This window comes from Acinetobacter sp. NPDC052428 (assembly GCF_044547685.1).
Lineage (GTDB): Bacteria > Pseudomonadota > Gammaproteobacteria > Pseudomonadales > Moraxellaceae > Acinetobacter > Acinetobacter lwoffii_G.
In genome coordinates this window covers 22,259-42,526 of the sequence record NZ_JBIUAT010000014.1, presented here as the reverse complement: position 1 = coordinate 42,526, position 20,268 = coordinate 22,259, and the positions used below count along the sequence as shown (strand labels likewise).

General features: G+C 43.1%; 24 protein-coding genes and 1 other RNA gene. 14 read left to right on the top strand and 11 right to left on the bottom strand.

What is annotated here, in order from left to right; translation table 11 throughout:
- Positions 1–45: 45 nt before the first annotated feature.
- Positions 46–843, bottom strand: a complete 798-nt coding sequence (locus ACIG3F_RS09360; protein ID WP_253147022.1) for a YbgF trimerization domain-containing protein — start codon at positions 841–843, stop codon at positions 46–48.
- Between the two features lie 294 nt (positions 844–1,137).
- Here ACIG3F_RS09360 and ffs point away from each other — a divergent pair.
- Positions 1,138–1,234, top strand: an RNA gene (gene ffs, locus ACIG3F_RS09355) — signal recognition particle sRNA small type.
- Between the two features lie 217 nt (positions 1,235–1,451).
- Here ffs and ACIG3F_RS09350 read toward each other — a convergent pair.
- The 4 genes from ACIG3F_RS09350 to ACIG3F_RS09335 all read right to left on the bottom strand — a co-directional run bounded on the left by ACIG3F_RS09350 (position 1,452) and on the right by ACIG3F_RS09335 (position 4,459).
- Complete coding sequence (locus ACIG3F_RS09350; protein ID WP_253147021.1) at positions 1,452–2,063, bottom strand: regulatory protein RecX; 612 nt, start codon at positions 2,061–2,063, stop codon at positions 1,452–1,454.
- Between the two features lie 90 nt (positions 2,064–2,153).
- The gene (gene recA / locus ACIG3F_RS09345; protein WP_071852153.1) at positions 2,154–3,194 is read right to left on the bottom strand and encodes a recombinase RecA; all 1,041 of its coding nucleotides are present in this window, start codon (positions 3,192–3,194) and stop codon (positions 2,154–2,156) included.
- Between the two features lie 145 nt (positions 3,195–3,339).
- Entirely contained in the window at positions 3,340–3,780 is a 441-nt protein-coding gene (locus ACIG3F_RS09340) for an RNA-binding S4 domain-containing protein (RefSeq protein ID WP_005096718.1), read from the bottom strand.
- A complete protein-coding gene (locus tag ACIG3F_RS09335; RefSeq protein WP_071852152.1) occupies positions 3,773–4,459 on the bottom strand; it encodes an HAD-IA family hydrolase in 687 nt (228 codons plus the stop codon). The genes ACIG3F_RS09340 and ACIG3F_RS09335 overlap by 8 nt, the downstream gene beginning before the upstream one ends.
- 13 nt (positions 4,460–4,472) lie before the next feature.
- Here ACIG3F_RS09335 and ACIG3F_RS09330 point away from each other — a divergent pair, with 13 nt between their 5' ends.
- The 3 genes from ACIG3F_RS09330 (at position 4,473) to ACIG3F_RS09320 (ending at position 6,491) form a co-directional block, all read left to right on the top strand.
- Complete coding sequence (locus ACIG3F_RS09330; RefSeq protein WP_004646729.1) at positions 4,473–5,324, top strand: 3'(2'),5'-bisphosphate nucleotidase CysQ; 852 nt, start codon at positions 4,473–4,475, stop codon at positions 5,322–5,324.
- A 62-nt stretch (positions 5,325–5,386) separates the two neighbouring features.
- Positions 5,387–6,127 (top strand): histidine phosphatase family protein, encoded by a 741-nt coding sequence (locus tag ACIG3F_RS09325; protein WP_071852151.1) that lies wholly within the window; start codon positions 5,387–5,389, stop codon positions 6,125–6,127.
- A 238-nt stretch (positions 6,128–6,365) separates the two neighbouring features.
- Positions 6,366–6,491 (top strand): hypothetical protein, encoded by a 126-nt coding sequence (locus tag ACIG3F_RS09320; protein WP_004646731.1) that lies wholly within the window; start codon positions 6,366–6,368, stop codon positions 6,489–6,491.
- Between the two features lie 161 nt (positions 6,492–6,652).
- On the opposite strand, the gene rpsT is transcribed toward ACIG3F_RS09320, so the two are convergent.
- Entirely contained in the window at positions 6,653–6,922 is a 270-nt protein-coding gene (gene rpsT / locus ACIG3F_RS09315; RefSeq protein ID WP_004279868.1) for a 30S ribosomal protein S20, read from the bottom strand.
- A gap of 214 nt (positions 6,923–7,136) precedes the next feature.
- On the opposite strand from rpsT, the gene ACIG3F_RS09310 reads away from it, so the two are divergent.
- The 5 genes from ACIG3F_RS09310 (at position 7,137) to ACIG3F_RS09290 (ending at position 12,052) form a co-directional block, all read left to right on the top strand.
- Positions 7,137–7,802 carry an NAD(P)H-binding protein gene (locus tag ACIG3F_RS09310; RefSeq protein WP_071852150.1) on the top strand — a complete coding sequence of 222 codons (666 nt, stop codon included), beginning with the start codon at positions 7,137–7,139 and terminating at the stop codon, positions 7,800–7,802.
- A gap of 12 nt (positions 7,803–7,814) precedes the next feature.
- Positions 7,815–8,324 (top strand): ribonuclease E activity regulator RraA, encoded by a 510-nt coding sequence (rraA, locus tag ACIG3F_RS09305; RefSeq protein WP_396469885.1) that lies wholly within the window; start codon positions 7,815–7,817, stop codon positions 8,322–8,324.
- Positions 8,325–8,441: 117 nt separating this feature from the next.
- Entirely contained in the window at positions 8,442–9,224 is a 783-nt protein-coding gene (locus ACIG3F_RS09300; protein WP_004646733.1) for a glutathione S-transferase N-terminal domain-containing protein, read from the top strand.
- A gap of 222 nt (positions 9,225–9,446) precedes the next feature.
- Complete coding sequence (locus ACIG3F_RS09295) at positions 9,447–10,130, top strand: response regulator transcription factor (RefSeq protein ID WP_247143557.1); 684 nt, start codon at positions 9,447–9,449, stop codon at positions 10,128–10,130.
- Positions 10,130–12,052 (top strand): ATP-binding protein, encoded by a 1,923-nt coding sequence (locus ACIG3F_RS09290; RefSeq protein ID WP_396469884.1) that lies wholly within the window; start codon positions 10,130–10,132, stop codon positions 12,050–12,052. The genes ACIG3F_RS09295 and ACIG3F_RS09290 overlap by 1 nt, the downstream gene beginning before the upstream one ends.
- An 81-nt stretch (positions 12,053–12,133) precedes the next feature.
- Here ACIG3F_RS09290 and ACIG3F_RS09285 read toward each other — a convergent pair whose 3' ends face one another.
- From ACIG3F_RS09285 to ACIG3F_RS09275, 3 genes are read right to left on the bottom strand one after another with little or no spacing between them, the layout of a single operon-like run.
- Complete coding sequence (locus ACIG3F_RS09285) at positions 12,134–13,303, bottom strand: JmjC domain-containing protein (protein WP_396469883.1); 1,170 nt, start codon at positions 13,301–13,303, stop codon at positions 12,134–12,136.
- Between the two features lie 28 nt (positions 13,304–13,331).
- Positions 13,332–13,925 carry a nucleoside triphosphate pyrophosphatase gene (locus tag ACIG3F_RS09280; protein WP_004279859.1) on the bottom strand — a complete coding sequence of 198 codons (594 nt, stop codon included), beginning with the start codon at positions 13,923–13,925 and terminating at the stop codon, positions 13,332–13,334.
- Positions 13,925–14,308 (bottom strand): DUF2237 family protein, encoded by a 384-nt coding sequence (locus tag ACIG3F_RS09275; RefSeq protein ID WP_004279857.1) that lies wholly within the window; start codon positions 14,306–14,308, stop codon positions 13,925–13,927. Before ACIG3F_RS09275 ends, ACIG3F_RS09280 begins: the two co-directional genes overlap by 1 nt.
- 139 nt (positions 14,309–14,447) lie before the next feature.
- Here ACIG3F_RS09275 and ACIG3F_RS09270 point away from each other — a divergent pair, with 139 nt between their 5' ends.
- The 4 genes from ACIG3F_RS09270 to ACIG3F_RS09255 all read left to right on the top strand — a co-directional run bounded on the left by ACIG3F_RS09270 (position 14,448) and on the right by ACIG3F_RS09255 (position 18,166).
- Positions 14,448–15,635 (top strand): phosphoglycerate kinase, encoded by a 1,188-nt coding sequence (locus ACIG3F_RS09270; RefSeq protein WP_071852145.1) that lies wholly within the window; start codon positions 14,448–14,450, stop codon positions 15,633–15,635.
- Positions 15,636–15,790: 155 nt separating this feature from the next.
- Positions 15,791–16,069, top strand: a complete 279-nt coding sequence (locus ACIG3F_RS09265) for a hypothetical protein (protein WP_396469882.1) — start codon at positions 15,791–15,793, stop codon at positions 16,067–16,069.
- Between the two features lie 119 nt (positions 16,070–16,188).
- Positions 16,189–17,226, top strand: a complete 1,038-nt coding sequence (gene fba, locus ACIG3F_RS09260) for a class II fructose-bisphosphate aldolase (RefSeq protein WP_311203460.1) — start codon at positions 16,189–16,191, stop codon at positions 17,224–17,226.
- A gap of 85 nt (positions 17,227–17,311) precedes the next feature.
- Positions 17,312–18,166 carry an EamA family transporter gene (locus ACIG3F_RS09255; protein WP_085064665.1) on the top strand — a complete coding sequence of 285 codons (855 nt, stop codon included), beginning with the start codon at positions 17,312–17,314 and terminating at the stop codon, positions 18,164–18,166.
- Here ACIG3F_RS09255 and ACIG3F_RS09250 read toward each other — a convergent pair.
- Together ACIG3F_RS09250 and nfsB are read right to left on the bottom strand one after the other, a co-directional pair.
- Positions 18,129–18,356, bottom strand: a complete 228-nt coding sequence (locus ACIG3F_RS09250) for a hypothetical protein (protein WP_085064664.1) — start codon at positions 18,354–18,356, stop codon at positions 18,129–18,131. The two genes, ACIG3F_RS09255 and ACIG3F_RS09250, sit on opposite strands and share 38 nt — an antisense overlap.
- A 102-nt stretch (positions 18,357–18,458) precedes the next feature.
- Positions 18,459–19,112, bottom strand: a complete 654-nt coding sequence (nfsB, locus tag ACIG3F_RS09245; RefSeq protein WP_085064663.1) for an oxygen-insensitive NAD(P)H nitroreductase — start codon at positions 19,110–19,112, stop codon at positions 18,459–18,461.
- 243 nt (positions 19,113–19,355) lie between these two features.
- On the opposite strand from nfsB, the gene hpaI reads away from it, so the two are divergent.
- Positions 19,356–20,150: a 4-hydroxy-2-oxoheptanedioate aldolase gene (gene hpaI / locus ACIG3F_RS09240; RefSeq protein ID WP_004279848.1), complete on the top strand. Its 795-nt coding sequence runs from the start codon at positions 19,356–19,358 to the stop codon at positions 20,148–20,150.
- The last annotated feature ends 118 nt before the right edge of the window (positions 20,151–20,268 follow it).

Below are 20,268 nucleotides of genomic sequence, written 5' to 3'. Positions count from 1 at the left end.
AAAAAGACACCCTATGGTGTCTTTTTTATTTTGGGAATTTCTATTTTACTTAAGAAATTTAATTTCCTCAGCTTTCGGATAATTCTTCAATAGCTTTGTTTTGTATTGCGAAGCAAGCGTAGCATTCTTTTCAACATCTTTGCTGATGTTATAAAGCTGATACAGGGCAGTGGAGGCTTTCGTAGAATTTGGATAGCGATCAACGACAATCAGATAATTACGTTTGGCTTCATCAAATTTTGGTGGGTCAATTGCCAGATTGAATTCCGCTAACCAGAAATAGGCATTGCTGATATAAACGCTATTCGGATTGTTTTTAATAAAGTTTTGCATGGGTGCAATGGCTTTGGCTGCACCGCCATTTTTATAAGCATCTAAAGCCACGGTGTAAGCTGCCTTTTCTAGCTCAGCAGGTTGCTGTCCGCTGCTTGCTGTATTGACCTTATTTGCGTCTAGGCTGGGTGCAGTATCCTGTGGGTTTTCCTCCGTTGGATTGTCTTCAGCAGGTTCAATTTTTTGTTGTAATAGTTCAAGGCGCTGGTCGAGATCGGCATAGCGATTGGTCAGTTCATTTTTGAGTCGTTCAATCTCATTTTCCTGTTCTTCCATTTTACCGCGCAAAATCCGCAGGTCATTCTCGAGCTGCTGGTTCTTTTGCATGATTTGCCAGCTGGTATTGGTTTGAACGGCTGGAGTTGCGCCCGCCGTAATTGCCGCTGGGGTATTTACTGTGGTTTGATTCGTAGCTTGGCTCAAGCCACGCGCTTCAATCGGAATATTGGCAAATAGAGGCGTGGTAAAGAGCGCTGTCACTGCACACAATACGATCTTTTTAAACATCATAAAATTTCCATAATTCTTTGTGAGATGCGGATCCGCTGCTCATCTTTTCAAAGTAGATCATTCATATACATTGCACACATTAAAAACGGCATTTTTAGAAAATGCAACAAGGTTTTACAAAGATCATGTGAATCTGAGTGTTGATGGATTGATTGTGAAGATCTCTTAAAAATCAGCAGAAATATCAATATTGTTTTTAAAATAATCAAACGGATAGCTTGAAGGATTATTTTGGGAAACAAGACTTGCAACTTGATTAAAAATCTCTATACTCTGTTTTTGTAATGGTAGCCCTGCTGGTTACTTCGCAATTGTACTCTATGAACCCCGCCAGGACCGGAAGGTAGCAACGGTAATAGAACTATGATGTGCCGGAGCTTTGCTGGTAGGGTTGCCACCATATTCTTATTATAATAACAATGCAAATTCGCAGTTTTCTATTCTCAAATATCATTCCTTTTTCAATGTCGTCAAATAGCATTATCTTATTGTTTTAATAATTAAATCGTCATTATTTTATGTCGTGCTTTATTTTATTTTGCAGCTAATATTGAATTAAATATCCAATACGCTTATACGTGCATTAAGACTTTCAAAGAAGATAAGAATTAATCTTCTGCTTTACGGTTAATCGCTTTGATAATCGCATCCATTTCAAAACCACGATACATTAGAAAACGGATCTGTTTGGCTTTGAGCTTCGGGTCTTTGGTAGCTTCAGTCCCATATTTTTTGACTTTCAGTTCATAAGCCTGCTGTACCCAGTCGGTTTCTTTAAGTTCTTCCGAAATAAGCGCGGCATCAATCTTTTTGCTCTTGAGTTTCATTTTAATTTGATTGGGGCCTTTACCTTTACGCTTTTGGCTCGACAACATAGTTTCCGCTACGCGCTGATCACTTTGATAGTTCTCACGGGACAGTTCGTCAACCAGATTAATAACTTCATCACGATCTTCTGCATACAGGCACAGTTTCTCGATCAGTTCGGCTTTGGCATATTCCTTGCGGGTCAGTACGGCAAAGGCATAAGAACGCAAACGGGAGCCAGTTAAGCCCGGTTTTTTCTTTTCATCACTAGAAGTATCAAACAGGCGCTCTTCCGGATCGAAAGCCGGTGCTGGTTTTGCGGTATTGTGCTGGGTCGATTGATCGTCAGCATCGCCAAATTGCTGTTTTAAAGTTTCATAATCGAGCAGTTTGCTGAATTTTGCCTCTGACATCTTTCTCTCGCATTTTATGATTCCTCCATCATAACAAAACGCCCCGTAGGGCGCTGTGTCGTGATGTTTAAAGACTAGGCAGATAATAGATTAGGCATCTAAAAGATCTGCTTCTTCTTTATCATCTTCTTCGGTGATGACAGCTTTGGTAAGCAGTTGCTCTCGAAGCAGCTTTTCAATGGTCTGAGCCATTTCTTTATGCTCTTCCAGATAACGGATGGTATTGTTCTTACCTTGGCCAATTTTGTCGCCTTGATAAGAATACCACGCACCGGCTTTCTGCACGATTTCTTGCTGTACAGCAAGATCGATCAATTCACCCAGATGGTTCACGCCTTTACCGTACAGAATCTGGAATAAAGCTTCTTTAAATGGAGGCGCCATTTTGTTTTTCACAACTTTGACTTTGGTTTCAGAACCAACAATCTCGTCACCTTCTTTCACTTGTCCAATACGGCGAATATCCAGACGTACAGATGCATAGAATTTCAGTGCGTTACCACCAGTCGTGGTTTCCGGGCTACCGAACATCACGCCAATCTTCATACGAATCTGGTTAATGAAGATCACCATACAGTTTGAGCGTTTGGCATTACCAGTAATTTTACGTAATGCCTGGCTCATCAAACGGGCTTGCAGACCCATATGCGAGTCACCCATTTCGCCTTCAATTTCGGCACGTGGTGTCAATGCAGCAACAGAGTCGACAACGATCATGTCGATAGCGCCAGAACGCACCAGCATGTCTGCAATTTCAAGCGCCTGTTCACCGTGATCGGGTTGCGATACCAGTAAATTGTCGATATCTACGCCCAGTTTGCGTGCATATTGAGGATCAAGCGCATGCTCGGCATCGATAAATGCACATGTACCGCCTGCTTTCTGACACTCTGCAATGGCTTGCAATGTCATTGTGGTTTTACCTGAAGATTCAGGACCATAGATCTCGACGATACGACCTTTTGGCAAACCACCAATACCGAGTGCAATATCCAGCGTTAAAGAACCTGTAGATACAGCTTCAACTGCCTGAACGGTATTGTCACCAAGACGCATTACTGTATTTTTACCAAACTGTTTTTCAATCTGGCTTAAGGCAGCATTGAGCGCCTTGTTTTTATTCTCATCCATCTTACAACCTCAATACGATGTCACTAAGTTAGTACTCAAGTGGATGTCTTAAATTAGAGCTTTGTTCCACAGGCGTATAGTGACAGAATTTTCCCTAGTGTTCTATAAATGTCAGCGCATGTACGACACATTCTGACGCTTGAATTTAATCGTCATTATACGACCATGACTGATCAAAACTCTGACTATTTTCATTTTTAAATTTACTGATATCCCGACGATCTTTCTTGCTTGGACGATGGTCAGGACGAGCTAGATTATGCAACTTTCTTTGTGACGTAATCAATTCCCGGCGCGCAATACTGACTTCCGTTTCTTCATACAGTTTTTGTGCCACGGGTGCAGGTCCACGAACATCAGAAAGTTCCTTAACCAGCACGGTTTTTTTGTCGATGCCTTGCTGAATCGTCAGTTCCATACCAACACGGACTTCGCGCGATACCTTGACACGTTCACCATTGTGATGGACTTTGCCACCTTCAATCGCATGTTTGGCAATCGAGCGGGTTTTAAAAAACCGTGCTGCCCACAGCCATTTGTCTATACGCATGCCTACCGCATCTTCGGGTAAAGACGATTTACGCATATTTCTTTTCTACCTCAGCCTGATTTAAATGAGTGATTAAATCTGTTAATTGGTGCAGCATCGGGTAATTACAAGTCTGACGTGCTACTTTGGCTGAAGAGGGCTGCTGGATGCTGAACAGGTTCTGAATACCATAGGCTTGGGCCCCATTCAGGACTTTTTCAGTATCATCAATAAAATAAGCATTTTCCGGATCAAATGGATGCAGTTCATTCAGGCCTTGCCAGAATTCAATAAATTCTTTGGCATGCCCAATCGTTTCTGAACTGACAATCACATCGAAATAATCCCTTAAATTCAAGTGATCCAGTTTAAAGGCCAAGCCAGCACAGTCAGCATTGGTGGCCAGCCAGATCGGGTAGCCATTATTTTTAAGATAATCCAGCAATTCGAGACAATGAGGGCGTAAGGCAACTTTATCTTTATGTTCAATTTGCATCGCCAGAACATCGACTTCGACTTTAGCCGTCCAAAAGCGTGAAGAGTACCAGTTTAAGGTATGATTATGTTCCTGATAGAATGCATAGAGTGTTGCCTGGCTGTGTTCCAGGCTACAGCCATGTGTGGCAGCATAACGCACAGGCAATAACTTGTTCCAGATGAAATCATCGTAGGCAAGATCAAGTAAAGTGCCATCCATATCGAAAATTATGGTAGGTTTTTCAGAGCATTTTGACATATTTAGGTTTTCTATGTTTAAAGCAACAGCAGCACCACAAGATCCAATGATTTTGCAGTTTGTGCCCATTTTGACACAAGCCTGTGAAATTTTGCGAGAAGAATATCAGCGTTATTGTTCTGGTGCAGCTTTTGATGTCATCAAAAAAAATGATAATTCTCCGGTGACTCAGGCAGATTTTCGGGTTAATACTTATCTGACCCAAGCTTTGGCAGAGATTTCCAGCTTGCCTTTACTGTCTGAAGAAGGACAGGAACATGAACGCCGCTCATGGTCAGAATTCTGGTTACTGGATCCGTTAGATGGCACTAAAGAGTTTTTGCACCAGCGCCCCGAATTTACCATTAATTTGAGTCTGGTCAGAGGCAGTTTGACCACTTTTGCCATATTGGCGGTTCCAGAGCAGCAACTGATTTATTTCTGTCCTGAGCAGGGCTTGCCTTATAAATATGATATTCAAACTAGAACATGGTTTGCTTATGCAATGTCTTCGACATCTAAAATGATTGCTGTAGGGTTGAGCCAAAGTAGCCAGCAGAAACCGAAATATCTCGAATATTTACAAAGTTTGGCCAAGCTCACGGACTACACTGAATTTAAAGCGGGCAGCGCTTATAAATTTTGCATGATGCTGGAAGATCAGGTGGATATCTATCCACGTTTTCATCCGACCTCGGAATGGGATACCAGCGCTGGTCAATGTATGCTCGAACGGATTGGTGGTGGTCTGGTCGATTTAGAAGGCCGTCCATTTATTTATAATCATCGGGATACCTTACTGAATGGCGGATTCATTGCTTATAAGAATAATGATATGAAAATTATTGCATTGCAGGCGGTTTCTGACATGCAGGCCGAGCATTGAGCAAAATTCTGAGCGTGTTATAGTGGTGCTTAACCTATTACCAATCCAGAGTTGGCTGTAACGTGTCCCTGAAACTGCTTCCACCGAGTATGTTGAGTGCAATTGATTTATTGCCCGATGTACAGACGCCTGTCACCTTATTTACACGGCATTCGATTCGTGAAGATGTTCCGGGGCAGGGTTTGGCAGGCTATGATCTGCAACTGACCAATCAGGGGCGGGATCTGGCGCAGGAATGGGGTGCTTATCTGGCTGATCAAACTGATCGTGTGATTCATCACTGTATTTCAAGTCCGATCCAGCGTTGTATTGATACCGCTGCATTGATGATTGAAGGGGCAGATGCGGTTACCCCTGAGCAGAATACCCATCGTATTGAAATTATTGAACAGGGACTTCTGATGGAGCCTGGCAGCTTTGTGCTGGATATTCAAAAAGCTGGGCCTTATTTTGCCAAGCAGGGTGCACTCGGTTTTATTAACAGTTTTGTCAATAATGCCTTGCCTGGGATGAAACAGCCGATTCATGGCGTGGTGGATGTACTGGAACTGATTTACAACACCCATCCACAAAATAAATATGGGCTGAGTTTGGCTGTCAGCCACGATACTATTCTCGCAGCGATGATTGCAGTGATGTCAGGGCGTCAAGACGTCAGTCGGGAAGACTGGCCAAAAATGATGGAAGGTCTGTTTGTCTGGTTTGAAGGTGATGTGTTTTTGGAGTCCAAACTGAAATGGATCTGGCGCGGTCAGGTACATGAACTGGATATTGCTGATTTTAAACGTTCCCAACTTTCTTAAATTAAATTGATCTATTCAAAACTCAATTGTTCACAGCAATTGAGTTTTTTATTGGGGAGTTAGAAATTATAAAGATGGTGGGGCGTTTCATATTGATCATTCAATAAAGTTCAGGCTAAAACGATAAAAATAAATTTTAAACTGCACCTTTTACATTTATAGGGTGAAAATTCAATAATGTAAGTATAAAAATTATCTATGCTTAATAAATATAGAAATATTCATCTTGAGGAAAATTATGAAAGTTATCACAATTTTTAGCCTGATCGCGATTTTGGGTTTAACCGCATGTCAAAAGCGGGACACTGACAATACGAAACAGGATAAAACCACTTCGCCATCCTCTATGGATAAAGATCAATAATCTAAAAGAGAGGGAGATTCAGGTTTTTATCTAACAGTATCGCATTGACTGGATGAGTGCTGTCTAAACAAATTATTTTTCTGAATGAGTCATTATATTTTTTAGTTTCTTCAAATTCCAGACACAAAAAAAGCCCTAAAAAGGGCTTTTTTCATTTGCGATTAGTTAGAAGCTAGTGCTTTAACTTGCGCGTTCAAGCGGCTCTTATGACGAGCTGCTTTGTTTTTATGGATGATGCCTTTGTCAGCCATACGGTCGATTACTGGAACAAGCGATTTGTACGCTTCAGTAGCAACAGCATAGTCATTAGTGCTGATAGCAGCTAATGTACGTTTAAGATAGGTACGAACCATAGAACGCAAGCTTGCGTTGTGTTTGCGTGCTTTAACGTTTTGACGAGCACGTTTTTTAGCTTGAGCAGAGTTTGCCACTCGTGCACTCCTTGAAATAGATTGGTCTGGGCGGGCTGAAACTCAACTGAAAACCAACATCAGAGGAATTATCACCAGCCCGTAAACAAGTGCCATATTTTGATTAAACTAAGCACCGAAGTCAAGTCTTGACATGCTTTGACAACATTTTAGATGCAGAAAAATTCTAAAGAAAACGTTAGATTAGTATTCCACCTAGGAGATCGTATAAAAAATGACTAAATCACTGACTCATCCCATCGTGATAGGTGCCACCGGCTTGGTGGGAAAACAACTGATAAAACGTTTGCAAGATGAGCCGACTTGCCAGCAGATTACTGCAGTGGTCAGAAAACATCAAAATGATCTGGATGCTTTGGATAAAGTTCAACAACTGGTACTGGAAGATTTCCTGATGTTGAATGATCAGGATGTCAGCAAGCATAGCCATGGTTTTAGCTGCCTGGGCAGCACCATGAAAAAAGCCGGATCCAAACAGGCATTTTATAGTATTGACTATACCATAAATGCTCACTTTGCAGAGCTGTTACAGCAAACCTCAGCCCATTATCTTTTGCTAAGCGCAATGGGTGCCGATTCCCAATCGCATTTTTACTATAATCGGGTCAAAGGTGAACTGGAAGAATATATACAAACATTGTCCTTGGACAGAATCAGTTTGATTCGACCTTCATTGCTCATTGGTGAACGTCCAGAGCAGCGTTTTTTGGAAGATATCGCGCAGCAGGTTTACCACAAAGTATCGCGTTTTATTCCAGATAGTTTTGCCTATAAGCCAGTGACAGCCGATCAGCTGGCTCATACTATGGTCGAGGCCGCGCTAACTCAGACGGTAAAATTTGAAATTTATGATAATTTACGCATACAAAAAATGAAATGAGGGGAAAACACCGTGTCTACAGCAGCATTTGTCACCTGTGACTTGTTAGATGATCATCCAGAACTAGAGCTTCAGGTAGTGACACCTTGCCTGGACGGTAAATTTTTCAAGAGTTATGGGGCGCGCAAAACCTTTGGCGGTCAGATTGTGACAGTAAAATGTTTTGAAGATAACTCGCGGGTGAAAGAGTTATTGGCCACAGATGGAACAGGCAAGGTTTTGGTCGTAGATGGCGGTGCATCGATGCGCTGTGCCTTGATGGGTGACCTGATTGCAGAATCAGCGGTAAATAATCACTGGAATGGCGTGATTATTTACGGTTGCGTCCGTGATGTCGATGCAATTGCTGAACTTGATCTTGGTGTGTATGCATTGGCGGCTATTCCACAAAAGAGCAATCGCAAGGGTGTAGGTGAAGTTGATATCTCTCTCTGTTTTGGTGGTGTCACGTTTAATGCAGGCGAGTATGTCTATGCAGACAATAATGGTATTGTGGTGTCTAAAACAGCTTTAGTGGCTTAATCGGCCGGAATCTGCATTTCTGCATGCAAGAATAACAACAAAACTCATCTGTACCCTGAAAGACAGGATGCTTAGATTCTGTCTTTCACTCATATAAAACAAAAATAGGAAAATACTATGTTGAGTCATCAAATTAAAGTTGTACAAGCTTTGGCCTCTTCAATCGCTGAAGGTGGACGTGGGATGGTGGGTACACCGTTTCCAAATCAGCCTGAAAAAGCCTTGAAGCTCTATGAATACGAGGGTTCACCATTTTGTCGTCGGGTGCGTGAAGTCATGACCTTGCTAAATCTGGATTATGAAGTTTATCCATGTCCACGAGGGGGTACTCATTTCCGTCCTGAGGTGCAGCAATTGGGTGGAAAACTGCAATTTCCTTTTTTAGTTGATGAAAATACCGGTGATCGACTCTATGAGTCTCAGGATATTATCGATCATCTGTTCAAGCATTATGGCAAAACCGGCAAAACTCCCAAGAAATATGCTCACTATCCTAAAATTCCAGTGGCTGCAATTGCGGGAACCGTCCTCAATGGTTTACGCGGCGGAATGGTGAATCCCAAGATTAAGGATCGGCCAACACCTGAACTGTTATTAGAATTATGGGGCTTTGAGGCCAGTCCTTATACCCGAATTGTACGCGCCGTTTTGAGTGAACTGGAAGTGCCGTTTGTTTTTCATAATGTCGCTAAAGAGCGCTGGCAAGATTATGGACCGGCCAAATTGCGTTTAAAACCGGGAAAATATGAACCACTACCAGGCGGTAAGCGTGAACATTTGTTTGAAATGATGGGAAATAATATTCAGCTTCCCTATCTGGTCGATCCAAATACAGATACCAAAATGTTTGAATCGGCTGAGATTGTGAAATATTTAAAACAGCAATACGGTACTGCTTAAAGTAGACAGCTCGTATAACTTCAAAAGATTTTCTATCTTGAACTGCCATCTGCTAAACAGATGGCATTTTTTATGTCTATGATATGGAAAACGGGCGTAAGCGTTTCTCGCTGCTTAAAACTTCAGATAATAAAAAATAAATAAATCATGATTTTTAGTGTGATTTTGTTTATATTTTAATCTTAAAGGGGATATATAAAAATAAATATAAGGGGCGTGCTTATGACAGCATCGGAGGCAGTCTTGCCAGTACCAGTATTAATCGTTGAAGATGAATATGTCATCCAGCGCCGTTTAAAAATCATATTAAGCAATCTAGGTTATCAGGATGACGTTCTGTTATTTGCCAATACGGTGAAAGAAGCATATGCCGTTTTGCAGCAACAGCCGATTGCACTGGCCTTAGTAGATTTGGGTTTACCGGATGGAAGTGGCATTTCAATTATTGAAAAAATCCGCGAACAGGACGCACAAGCGCTGATTCTAGTGGTGTCTGCCTGGAGTACACAGGATAGTCTGTTTAGCGCAATTCAGGCTGGTGCGACCGGTTATGTGCTTAAAGAGCGCGATGATGTGGAAGTCGCCTTGGCTATTCGCAGTATTTTGCGTGGCGGTGCACCGATTGATCCCTTTGTTGCTCGTGAAATTTTAAAACAGATTTCTATTCCCACCATTTCAGCAACAATAGAGCAAAACAGGTCAGCTGCAGATCAGGAAATGCTGACACAGCGTGAGCAGGAAATCCTGTCCTTGGTTGCGCAAGGTCTGAGTAATCGTGAAATTGCCGAGCAGCTCTATGTGTCGCGCTATACCGTCGAAAGTCATATCAAGCATATTTACCGGAAACTTTCGGTCAGTAAACGTACTAAGGCAGTCAGTACCGCACGGTACTTGGGAATTCTGTAATGTCATCTGGCTGTTCCAGAAGTAGCAAGCAGCAGCGACTGAAATGGATTGCTATTTTAATCCTGTGCAGCTGGCTCTGTCTGTTCTGTAGGATGAGTCAGGCGCAAAGCCATTTTCAGATTAATGATCTTTGTCAGGTGAAGATCGACTATATTCAGAAGGTTCAAGCTCAGGGTCCTACCGAGATGCCGACATCAGGCTGGCAAAGCGTGCGTTTGCCGGATAACTGGCAGAACAACTGGAAGAATTATCATGGGGGTGCCTGGTACAAGATTGTCTGGCGTTGGTCATGCCAGGACAATATTCGCCTTGCAGAACCGGTTGCCTTTTCCATTGATTATATTAATTCGGCAGGTGCCGTATTCCTGAATGGTGACTTGCTTTGGTCTGACCGGAACTTGCAAGAGCCCTTATCGAAAAGCTGGAATATGCCGCGTTACTGGGTTTTCCCGATTAGCGGTTTGCGTAAAGACAGTAATGAAATCCTGATTTATGTAAATGGCTACAGTTTCCAAAGCGCGGGCCTGGGCAAAATTCAATTTAATAATGTGCTGGTGAATAGCCAGCAGTATCTAGGCAAAATCTGGGATCGTCGGACTGTATTTCAGATCAATATGATTTTCTCTGCCACGATTGGGCTGATCTGTTTCATTATCTGGTTATTCCGGCGTTCAGAAACCACTTTTGGCTGGCTGGCACTCAGTTCACTGTTGTGGATTCTGTTTATTTCCAATGTTTTGACGACAGAAAATTTTCCATTTCGCTCCACGATTTCGGCAGCTAAAGCCAATATGCTTTTTTTCATTGCCTATATCCATTGTTTTTGTCTGTATTTGATCCGCTTTGTAAAACAGAAATTTAAGCAGTTGGAGCGAGGATTTATTCTGGTCAGCATTCTGTCCAGCCTACTGGTGATGATCAGTCCTTTGGATTATTTGGAGCAGGTACTGGGTGGAGTGTTTATCATCTATGTATTGCTCTTTGTCAGTTGTACTGTGTATATCAGCTATCAGGCCATCAAAACCCGAAATGGAGAATATCTCTTCCTGATGCTGTGTCTCTGGGGAATTCTGCTGTGTGTAGTCATCGACCTGATCATGTTGAACCAAACCAAGATCAATGAATTTTCACCTTTATCTCCCTATACCTCACCAATTATTACCTTGTTTGTCGTGCTGATTATGGGCACACGCCTGAATCGTAATGTCAGGAAAATCGAAAAATTTAATACCCAGTTAGAACGTAAAGTCCAGCAGGTCAGTGCTGACCTGAATAAAAGCCTGAGCGATAAACATCAATTGGAGCTGACGAATGTTCGTCTGCAAGAGCGGATTAATCTGTCACATGAACTGCATGACGGGTTGGGAGGGTCTATTGTCCGTTCCATGATTCTGGTGGATCAAAGTAGCGAAACAGTTTCTAAACAGCAGTTTCTTTCCATGCTGAAACTGCTCAGAGATGATCTCAGACAAATTATTGACAGTGGTTCATCTATTGAAAATAAAGTCCCACAAACGCCGGTACTCTGGATCGCACCGGTACGTTATCGTTTTACCCAGCTGATGGAAGAAATGGGGATTGTAGTTGAATGGTCATTTCCAAAAGTCTGGCAGCGTGAACCGACGGCATTACAGTGTTTGACCTTGATCCGAGTAGTCGAAGAAAGTCTGACCAATATCATTAAGCATAGTCAGGCCAGTCAGGTAAAAGTCAGTCTGGAATATTCCCAGCCACATCAGCTTACTTTAAGCATTCAGGATAATGGCATCGGTTTCGATGCTGACATGGTGCAAAAAAATGGTCTGAGTATTGGAATGCGCAGCATGAAAATGCGGGTTGAGCGCATGGGAGGATTGTTCCAGATTGAATCTGAACAAGGAGATACGCTGATTCGTGTTGTATTAGAGCTGTATCAGCCTTAAGTAACTAGAATTTTAGTAGAAAATAAAAAGAGGATCATGTGATCCTCTTAAAATTATTGCTTAAATAGAGCCTTGGAAAGCTTACTCGTCGTCAGCAGGTGGAACCAGCATTAACACGGCTTCATTTAATAATGCCGCAACATCTTCCAGAATTTCTTCATCAGCGAAGTCTTCACCGAATAACAACGCTTCACCATCTGCAAGCTGTTTGAGTTTTGCAGTGAATGCCTCAGAGATGCACACACCTTCACCATTAGCCCAGAACAAAACATCGCCGTCTGTTTCAGTATAGAGTAGGCGTGACGCAGGTTCGAGCATCAGGCTATAACCCTGATCAAGTGCTTCTTCCAGATCACCTGTACCGATTTCTTCTGCTTCAGGCAGGTTTTCAGGATATTTAGGTTCGGACATCAAGCTCATGATGGCATCTTCGAGAACATTGGAATTATGCAGTTGCTGCATGATGTGTTCTTTCAGATATTCCAGCTCATTGCTGCTGACTTCGCCAATGGCACCGACTTGATCACGGATGATATCCAGCAATGGGTTACGCAGCGTTTCATTTTCAGAGAATTTATCCCCGACACGATCCATCATGTCACTGACATTTGGCATACGGAAACCGAATGAATAAGTCAGGCAGTCATCTTCAGCTACGCCGTAGTGAGCTAGACCGGGCGGTACATAGAGCAAGTCGCCAGGTGCCAGGACTTCATCAAAGTTCACTTCTATTTCAGGTAATAATTTAAGTGGTTGACCTGGAACGAATGCCGTTTCGGCATCACACATTTGCCCAAGCTGCCAGCGACGGTGGCCATGGCCTTGTACCAGAAATACATCATAGAAGTCGAAATGTTTGCCGACTGAACCGCCTTGTGGAGCATAAGACACCATAATGTCATCGCGACGCCATTGTGGAATAAACGGGAATTTTTTCCAAAGCGCCGACAGGTCAAATGAATAGTGATCTACAGCCTGAACCAAAAGTGTCCAGAGTTTTGGCATTTTCTGGAAATCTGCCTTGAGCAAAGGTGAAGATTTCACGCTCCACTGATTCGGATCACGATCTTTCTGCTTGATGAGACGGGCAGTGACATGTTCTTCGAGCGCAAGTTCCATCACATCATTGGGTTCAAGCAAACTGACGATTTCAGGCATCGCATTACGCACCAATAAAGGTTTCTTTTGCCAGTATTCGCTAAGGAATTGTTCAGCGGTAATACCGCCTAATACGTCTAAAGGTTGAGACATAGAGTACAGCCTGAATTTAAGGGAGAGATTAAGGAACCAAAATTTTTAATTCACGAAGAATATGACAGAGCTTGATCATTGGCATGCCCATCAGCGTGGTCTGATCTTGTCCGATCATTTCTTCAAACAAGCTGATACCGAGGCTTTCACATTTGAAACTGCCTGCACAATGCAAAGGTTGTTCAATTTCGACATAACGCTCGATTTCGACCTGAGACAGTTTGCGGAACTTGACTTTATAGTGTTCAACCAGACTTTGTTCAAAACCGGTCGATAGCTGCTGCACACTGAGCGCAGTACTAAAATAGACAATCTTGTCCGAGTTGGCTTGTAGCTGGCGAATGGCCTTTTCAGTCGTTAACGGTTTACCAATAAAAATATCCGGCGCACCTTCACGCCATGCCACCTGATCTGAGCCGATCACAATCGCTTCTGGATTTTGTTCAGCAATATATCTGGCTTTCTCAAAAGCCAGTCGTTGTGCCAGATCATCTGCGTGATTTTCCCCGCGAGGAGATTCATCAATATCCGGTACCATGGAAATATAATTAATATGCAGACGATCCATCAGCGCTTTGCGGGTTTGACTGGACGATGCCAAGATAATCTGTGCAGAATTCATTAGACAGCATATTCCTCAAGAATATTTAACGGTACATAAGCCAGAACAGCTTTGTGACAGGCTTGTAGCTTGATCGGTGGAGCTTGACCCGCTTCATAGGCTTCGACCCAGCGCGTTACGCAGATACACCAGAAATCGCCAGGTTGCAGGCCCGGGAAATCCAGTTCGGGCAAAGGCGTAATCAGGTCATTACCGACTTTTTGAGAAAAATTCAGAAATTCTGAGGTCATTTGCGCGCAAACCGTATGCTGGCCCAGATCGGTGGTCGCAGTATGGCAAAAGCCATTGCGGAAATATCCGGTAATCGGATCGAAGCAACAGCTGGACAAAGGCTCACCTAACACGTTCAAACGGTTAAGATTTGGATCAGGATGTATCGACATAGGGACTGAATCTAAAAGAGGCTTTTTTCTATCATAACAAAACTTTGGCATTCATAATGTTTTCTGCAAAAGATGCTAACCTTTTTCTGCATAATCATTTAAAATCGCCTGGTTTTAATATCTATAAAGTGAGCTCTACATGAACTTTCAGCGTATGACTGACCTCGATTTAGCAGGTAAACGTGTTCTGATCCGTGAAGATTTAAACGTTCCTGTTAAAAATGGTGTGATCACCAGCGATGCGCGTCTTCGTGCAGCATTGCCAACGATTAAAGCAGCACTAGAAAAAGGCGCTGCAGTCATGGTGTATTCTCATCTGGGTCGTCCGGTTGAAGGTGAGCCTAAAGCTGAACAGTCACTTGCTCCTGTAGCGGCTTACTTGACTGAAGCTTTGGGCCAAGAAGTAAAACTGTTTACTGACTATTTAGATGGCGTTGATGTTCAGCCAGGTCAGGTCGTTCTGCTTGAAAACTGTCGTTTTAACGTCGGCGAGAAGAAAAACAATCCTGAACTTGCAGCAAAATATGCAGCGCTGTGTGATGTATTTGTAATGGATGCCTTTGGTACAGCGCACCGTGCAGAAGCCTCTACTGAAGGTGTAGCGCGTTTAGCGAAAGTTGCAGCAGCAGGTCCTTTATTGGCAGCTGAACTGGATGCGCTTGGCCGTGCACTGAAAACTCCAGAAAAACCAATGGTGGCGATTGTTGCAGGTTCTAAAGTTTCAACCAAACTTGACGTTTTGACCTCACTTTCTGATATCTGTGATCAATTGATCGTTGGTGGCGGTATTGCCAACACTTTCCTTGCTGCGGCAGGCTATAACGTGGGCAAATCACTGTGTGAAAAGGATCTAATCGATACAGCAAAAGCCATTGCTGCAAAAGTATCAGTTCCACTTCCAACTGACGTAGTCGTTACAGATGCCTCTGAAATTAACTTTGAAGATTTCTTGGGTTCATTGGCTGCTGCGAAAGCGACGGTGAAAAACGTTGCAGATGTTGCTGACAACGACATGATCCTAGATGTAGGTCCAGAAACTGCGAAAGCATTTGCAGAAATCCTGAAAACCTCTAAAACCATTCTTTGGAATGGCCCGGTCGGCGTATTTGAAGTAGATCAATTCGGTGAAGGGACTAAAACTTTATCTTTAGCAATTGCTGAATCGGAAGGTTTTTCGATTGCGGGCGGTGGGGATACACTTGCTGCGATTGATAAATATGAAGTGGCTGACAAAATTGGTTATATCTCGACGGGTGGCGGTGCATTCCTTGAATTCGTTGAAGGTAAAACCCTTCCTGCAGTTGCGGTATTGTTAGAACGTGCTTAATGGAATGTCCTAAGCTAAAAAGCTGGCCAAGTGCTAGCTTTTTTTTATGTCATTTTTTTGACAGTGAAAACTTACCCTTCATGGCTTCGTCATTAAAATGCAATAAATCTGTCATAAGATGCAGTCATTAAATCATCAAATGACGAGAATACGTGATGAAAAAACAGTTAACTACGGCAGTATTATTAGCAGCATCTCTGGCACTGACTGCATGTGCAAAACAGGAAAGTGCACCAGAAGCTGAAGCAGAAAGCTCGGCAGCAGTGGCGGATCAGGCTGTAACTCCAGAACAGCAAGCCGCCATTGACGCTATTGACCAGCCAATTCTAGATGAAAAAAATACCGATATCCCGGCTGAAATTGCCAATGTTCCAGCCGATGAAGCGACTGCGGACGAATCAGTTGCTGCGACTTCAGAGCCTGTAGCACCTTAATCTGGTTGATGTGACACAAAATCCCTGCAAATGCAGGGATTTTTTTTAAATAGTGTTATTTGTTGCTGAATTGAAACCTTTGAACATGTAGAATATGTGGCATTCACTGGGAGGATATTATGGCTCTTATTTCATTGCGCCAGCTCTTGGATCACGCCGGCGAACATGCTTACGGCGTACCAGCATTTAACGTAAACAACTTAGAACAAATGCGTGCAATTATGCTTGCAGCAGATGCAACCAATTCGCCTGTTATCGTACAAGCATCTGCGGGTGCGCGTAAATATGCAGGCGCTCCGTTCTTGCGTCACCTGATTTTGGCTGCAATTGAAGAATGGCCACATATTCCAGTGGTAATGCATCAAGACCACGGTACCAGCCCTGACATTTGCCAACGTTCAATCCAGTTAGGCTTTTCATCAGTGATGATGGACGGTTCACTGGGTGAAGATGGTAAAACACCAACTTCATATGAATATAACGTTGATGTGACTCGCCGTACAGTTCAAATGGCACATGCGTGTGGCGTATCTGTTGAAGGTGAAATCGGTTGTTTGGGTAGCCTTGAAACAGGTATGGCGGGTGAAGAAGATGGCGTAGGCGCAGAAGGCGTACTGGATCATTCTCAACTCCTGACTTCAGTTGAAGAAGCACGTAGCTTCGTTACTGATACCAATGTTGATGCGCTTGCAATTGCAGTAGGTACTTCACACGGTGCGTACAAGTTCACGCGTCCACCTACAGGTGATATTCTTGCGATTGACCGCATTAAAGAAATTCACGCAGCACTTCCAAATACGCATCTTGTCATGCACGGTTCAAGCTCTGTGCCACAAGAATGGTTGGCAGTGATTAACCAGTATGGCGGCGACATCAAGGAAACTTACGGTGTTCCGGTTGAGCAGCTGGTTGAAGCGATCAAACACGGCGTGCGCAAGATCAACATCGATACTGACTTGCGTTTAGCATCTACCGGTGCAATGCGTCGTATGATGGCAGAAAAACCAAGCGAATTCGATCCACGTAAATTCTTCAGCGCAACTGTAGATGCAATGAAGCAAATCTGTATCGATCGTTACGAAGCTTTCGGTACTGCAGGTAATGCAGACAAGATTCGCCCAATTTCTTTAGAGAAAATGGTGTCACACTATAAATAATTCCCAGTGAATCATTTATAAAAAAAGCCCACTGCAAATGTGGGCTTTTTTGTAGACTCATAAATATCAAGAATAAGAGCAGCATATGGAACTGATTTTCGCAGCAGCGCTATGCAGCGTTGCGGTCTCAATATTATTAAAAGTCGCCAAAAATAAGGGCTTGAGTCCGATACACATGATTAACTGGAACTATATGACAGCCAGTCTCTTATGTTTTTTCTGGTTCCAACCTGATATTCAACATATTTCAATGTCTCAGACGCCTTGGTTGCTTATTCTGGCTTTGGGTATTTTGCTTCCGAGTGTATTCCTGCTTCTGGCCAAGGCTTTGCAAACGGCTGGGATTTTAAAAACCGAAATTGCCCAGCGACTTTCTGTAGTCTTGTCACTGGCTGCGGCCTATTTTATTTTTCAGGAACAGTTTAATCAGCTGAAAATACTCGGGATCGCTTTAGGTATTGGCGCAGTGCTGTGCATCCTGTTTTCACATCGACAAAGTACAGGACAGGGCAGTCAGGGAATGTTATATCTGGGCTTAGTCTGGGTCGGTTATGCACTGATAGATGTATTGTTGAAATATACAACCAGTCTTGGCCTGCAATTCGCGGTGGCGCTGAATCTGATGTTTGTTTGCGCTCTGATCATTTCGATGGGCTATCTGTTACTCAAATATAAAAGCTTGGGCTCGATGCAGAATATCGGCGCTGGTCTGTTATTGGGTATCCTGAATTTTGCCAATATTGCTTTCTATGTCAAAGCCCATATGCTGCTCAAGGATTCACCGGCGATCGTCTTTGCCGGCATGAATATTCTGGTGGTGGTATTTGGTGTGATAGCAGGTCTGGTATTCTTTAAAGAGCGGCTCAAACCTGCAAGTACTCTAGGATTGCTGCTAGGCTTGACTAGTGTGATTTGCCTAGCTTATGCAATGTCTGTTTGACATAAGAAGATGCAAATTCAATCGGATGTCGGAGCAGGTCGCCTGCTTCGGCCAGTCCAACTAATAAACCGGCCTGTTGGCAGTCTGGACAGTGCGGATAACGATGCTGTTGATCTTTGTAGTGCTGGAGATAAATTTTATCGCAATGATGGCATTCAAATTTCAGGGATTTGGATGTAAGGAGCGACATAGATGACCTCTATTGTTATTCTATTAGATGGTAAATAAAGCAAAAAATAGGCCCGAATTGACATAGAAAGGGGCGCTTGACCCCTTTTATAGCATAAAATCCTTACAGTTTGGTGAAAATATCTTCAGCGGCAAGACGTGATTTAGGCAGTTTGGCATTGAAGTCGTTTTCACTGCGATAGCCTAAAGTCAGCAATACAGAGGGGATCAAGCCCTGTTCTGCGAGTTGTAATTCTTCACTGATAATCTCTTCGTCAAATCCGCCAATCGGGGTGGCATCAACCCCTTCAATTCCGGCAGCTAAGAGCATTTGACCGAGTGCAATAAAGGTCTGGTTTTCAGCCCAACGCTGAATATCACCTTTTTCATTGCGATAATAATGAATATAACCTGCACGGGTGTTTTTCTGACCTTCCTTGGCGGATTCATCTTTAAATCGGCCACTGAGATCATCGCGGTTCAATAAGTTTTCTAGATGCAACTCATTAATATCGGCTTTGGTGCAGAATAAAATGGTATGTGAAGAATCCAGAACTTTGGGTGCATTGTAGGCATAAGTACCGACCAAGGCTTTGGCAATGCGCTGTTTGGCTGCCTCATGATCGGCAATAAAAAAATGCCAAGGCTGAATATTGATTGAAGAGGGTGCCAGACGCAAAATTTCTAATAAGCGCTCGAACTGTTCTGCCGGGATTTTCTTGCTAGGATCATAGGCTTTAGTGGTATAGCGGGTCTGCGTGATCTTGAGTAAATCCATCAATGGGCTCCAATCTTTTTAAATAAACAGCGAGTAGAAGTTTTAAATATATACATTTTTCACATCCCCCGATTATTACAATAAAAAAGCATCAGGCAAAGCCTGTTCTGAAATGATCTTGAGCTGGATTCAAGCAAAACTTAGAGTTAAATCAGATTAAAATCCAGTTTTTGTCTATTGGCACTTTTAAGCGAGAAGCGTTTAATAAGAGGCATCGCCAGCAACATGCAAATAGGTTAGCGGATGCAAGTGACCAATTACTTTAAACACAAACTGAAAACCCAGCAGCAAATCGGCTTATGGATTGGATTGGCAGATGCCTATGGAACCGAGATTGCGGCAAATGCAGGTTATGACTGGCTGCTGATTGATGGTGAGCATGCACCCAGTGATTTGAGAACGACTTTGTCGCAACTGCAAAGTATTGCTGCTTATCCCTCGCAAGCAGTGGTACGACCACCCATTGGTAGCGTACAACTGATCAAGCAACTCCTCGATATCGGCGCGCAAACGCTGTTGATTCCGATGGTAGAAACCGTGGAACAGGCCGAACTCATGGTCAGGGCAGTCCGTTATCCGCCTGAAGGAATTCGTGGCGTTGGTGCTGCACTGGCACGTGCCACCCGCTGGAACAGCATTCCAAATTATTATCAGACGGCACATGAAGAAATCTGTTTATTAATCCAGATTGAATCGGTCACAGGACTTGAAAATCTGGATGCTATTCTTCAGATCGACGGGATTGATGGCGTGTTTATTGGCGCCGTTGATCTATCTGCCACTATGGGTTATCAAGGTGATCCGAATCATCCTGAAGTACAAAAAGCTGTAATTGATGCAATCCAGCGGATTCGTTCTGCAGGCAAAGCTGCAGGAATTCTGTCAACCCAGCATGAAGTGACGCAAAAATATATCGAACTTGGCACTGAGTTTGTAGCAGTGGGCGTAGATACCAGTGTTTTGATGAATTCCTTGCGTGATCTATTGGGGAAATATAAAAAGGATATCAATGTGATTAATCCGACTAGCGGTTATTAATCAACAAGAGATTCTGAATGAATAGCTTGCTTAGATTTTTAGTTTATTTTTAACCGGAAATTCTTTAGATGAGCTATTCATTCAGCCATAAGAAAATCATAATGAACCTTCAAGATGC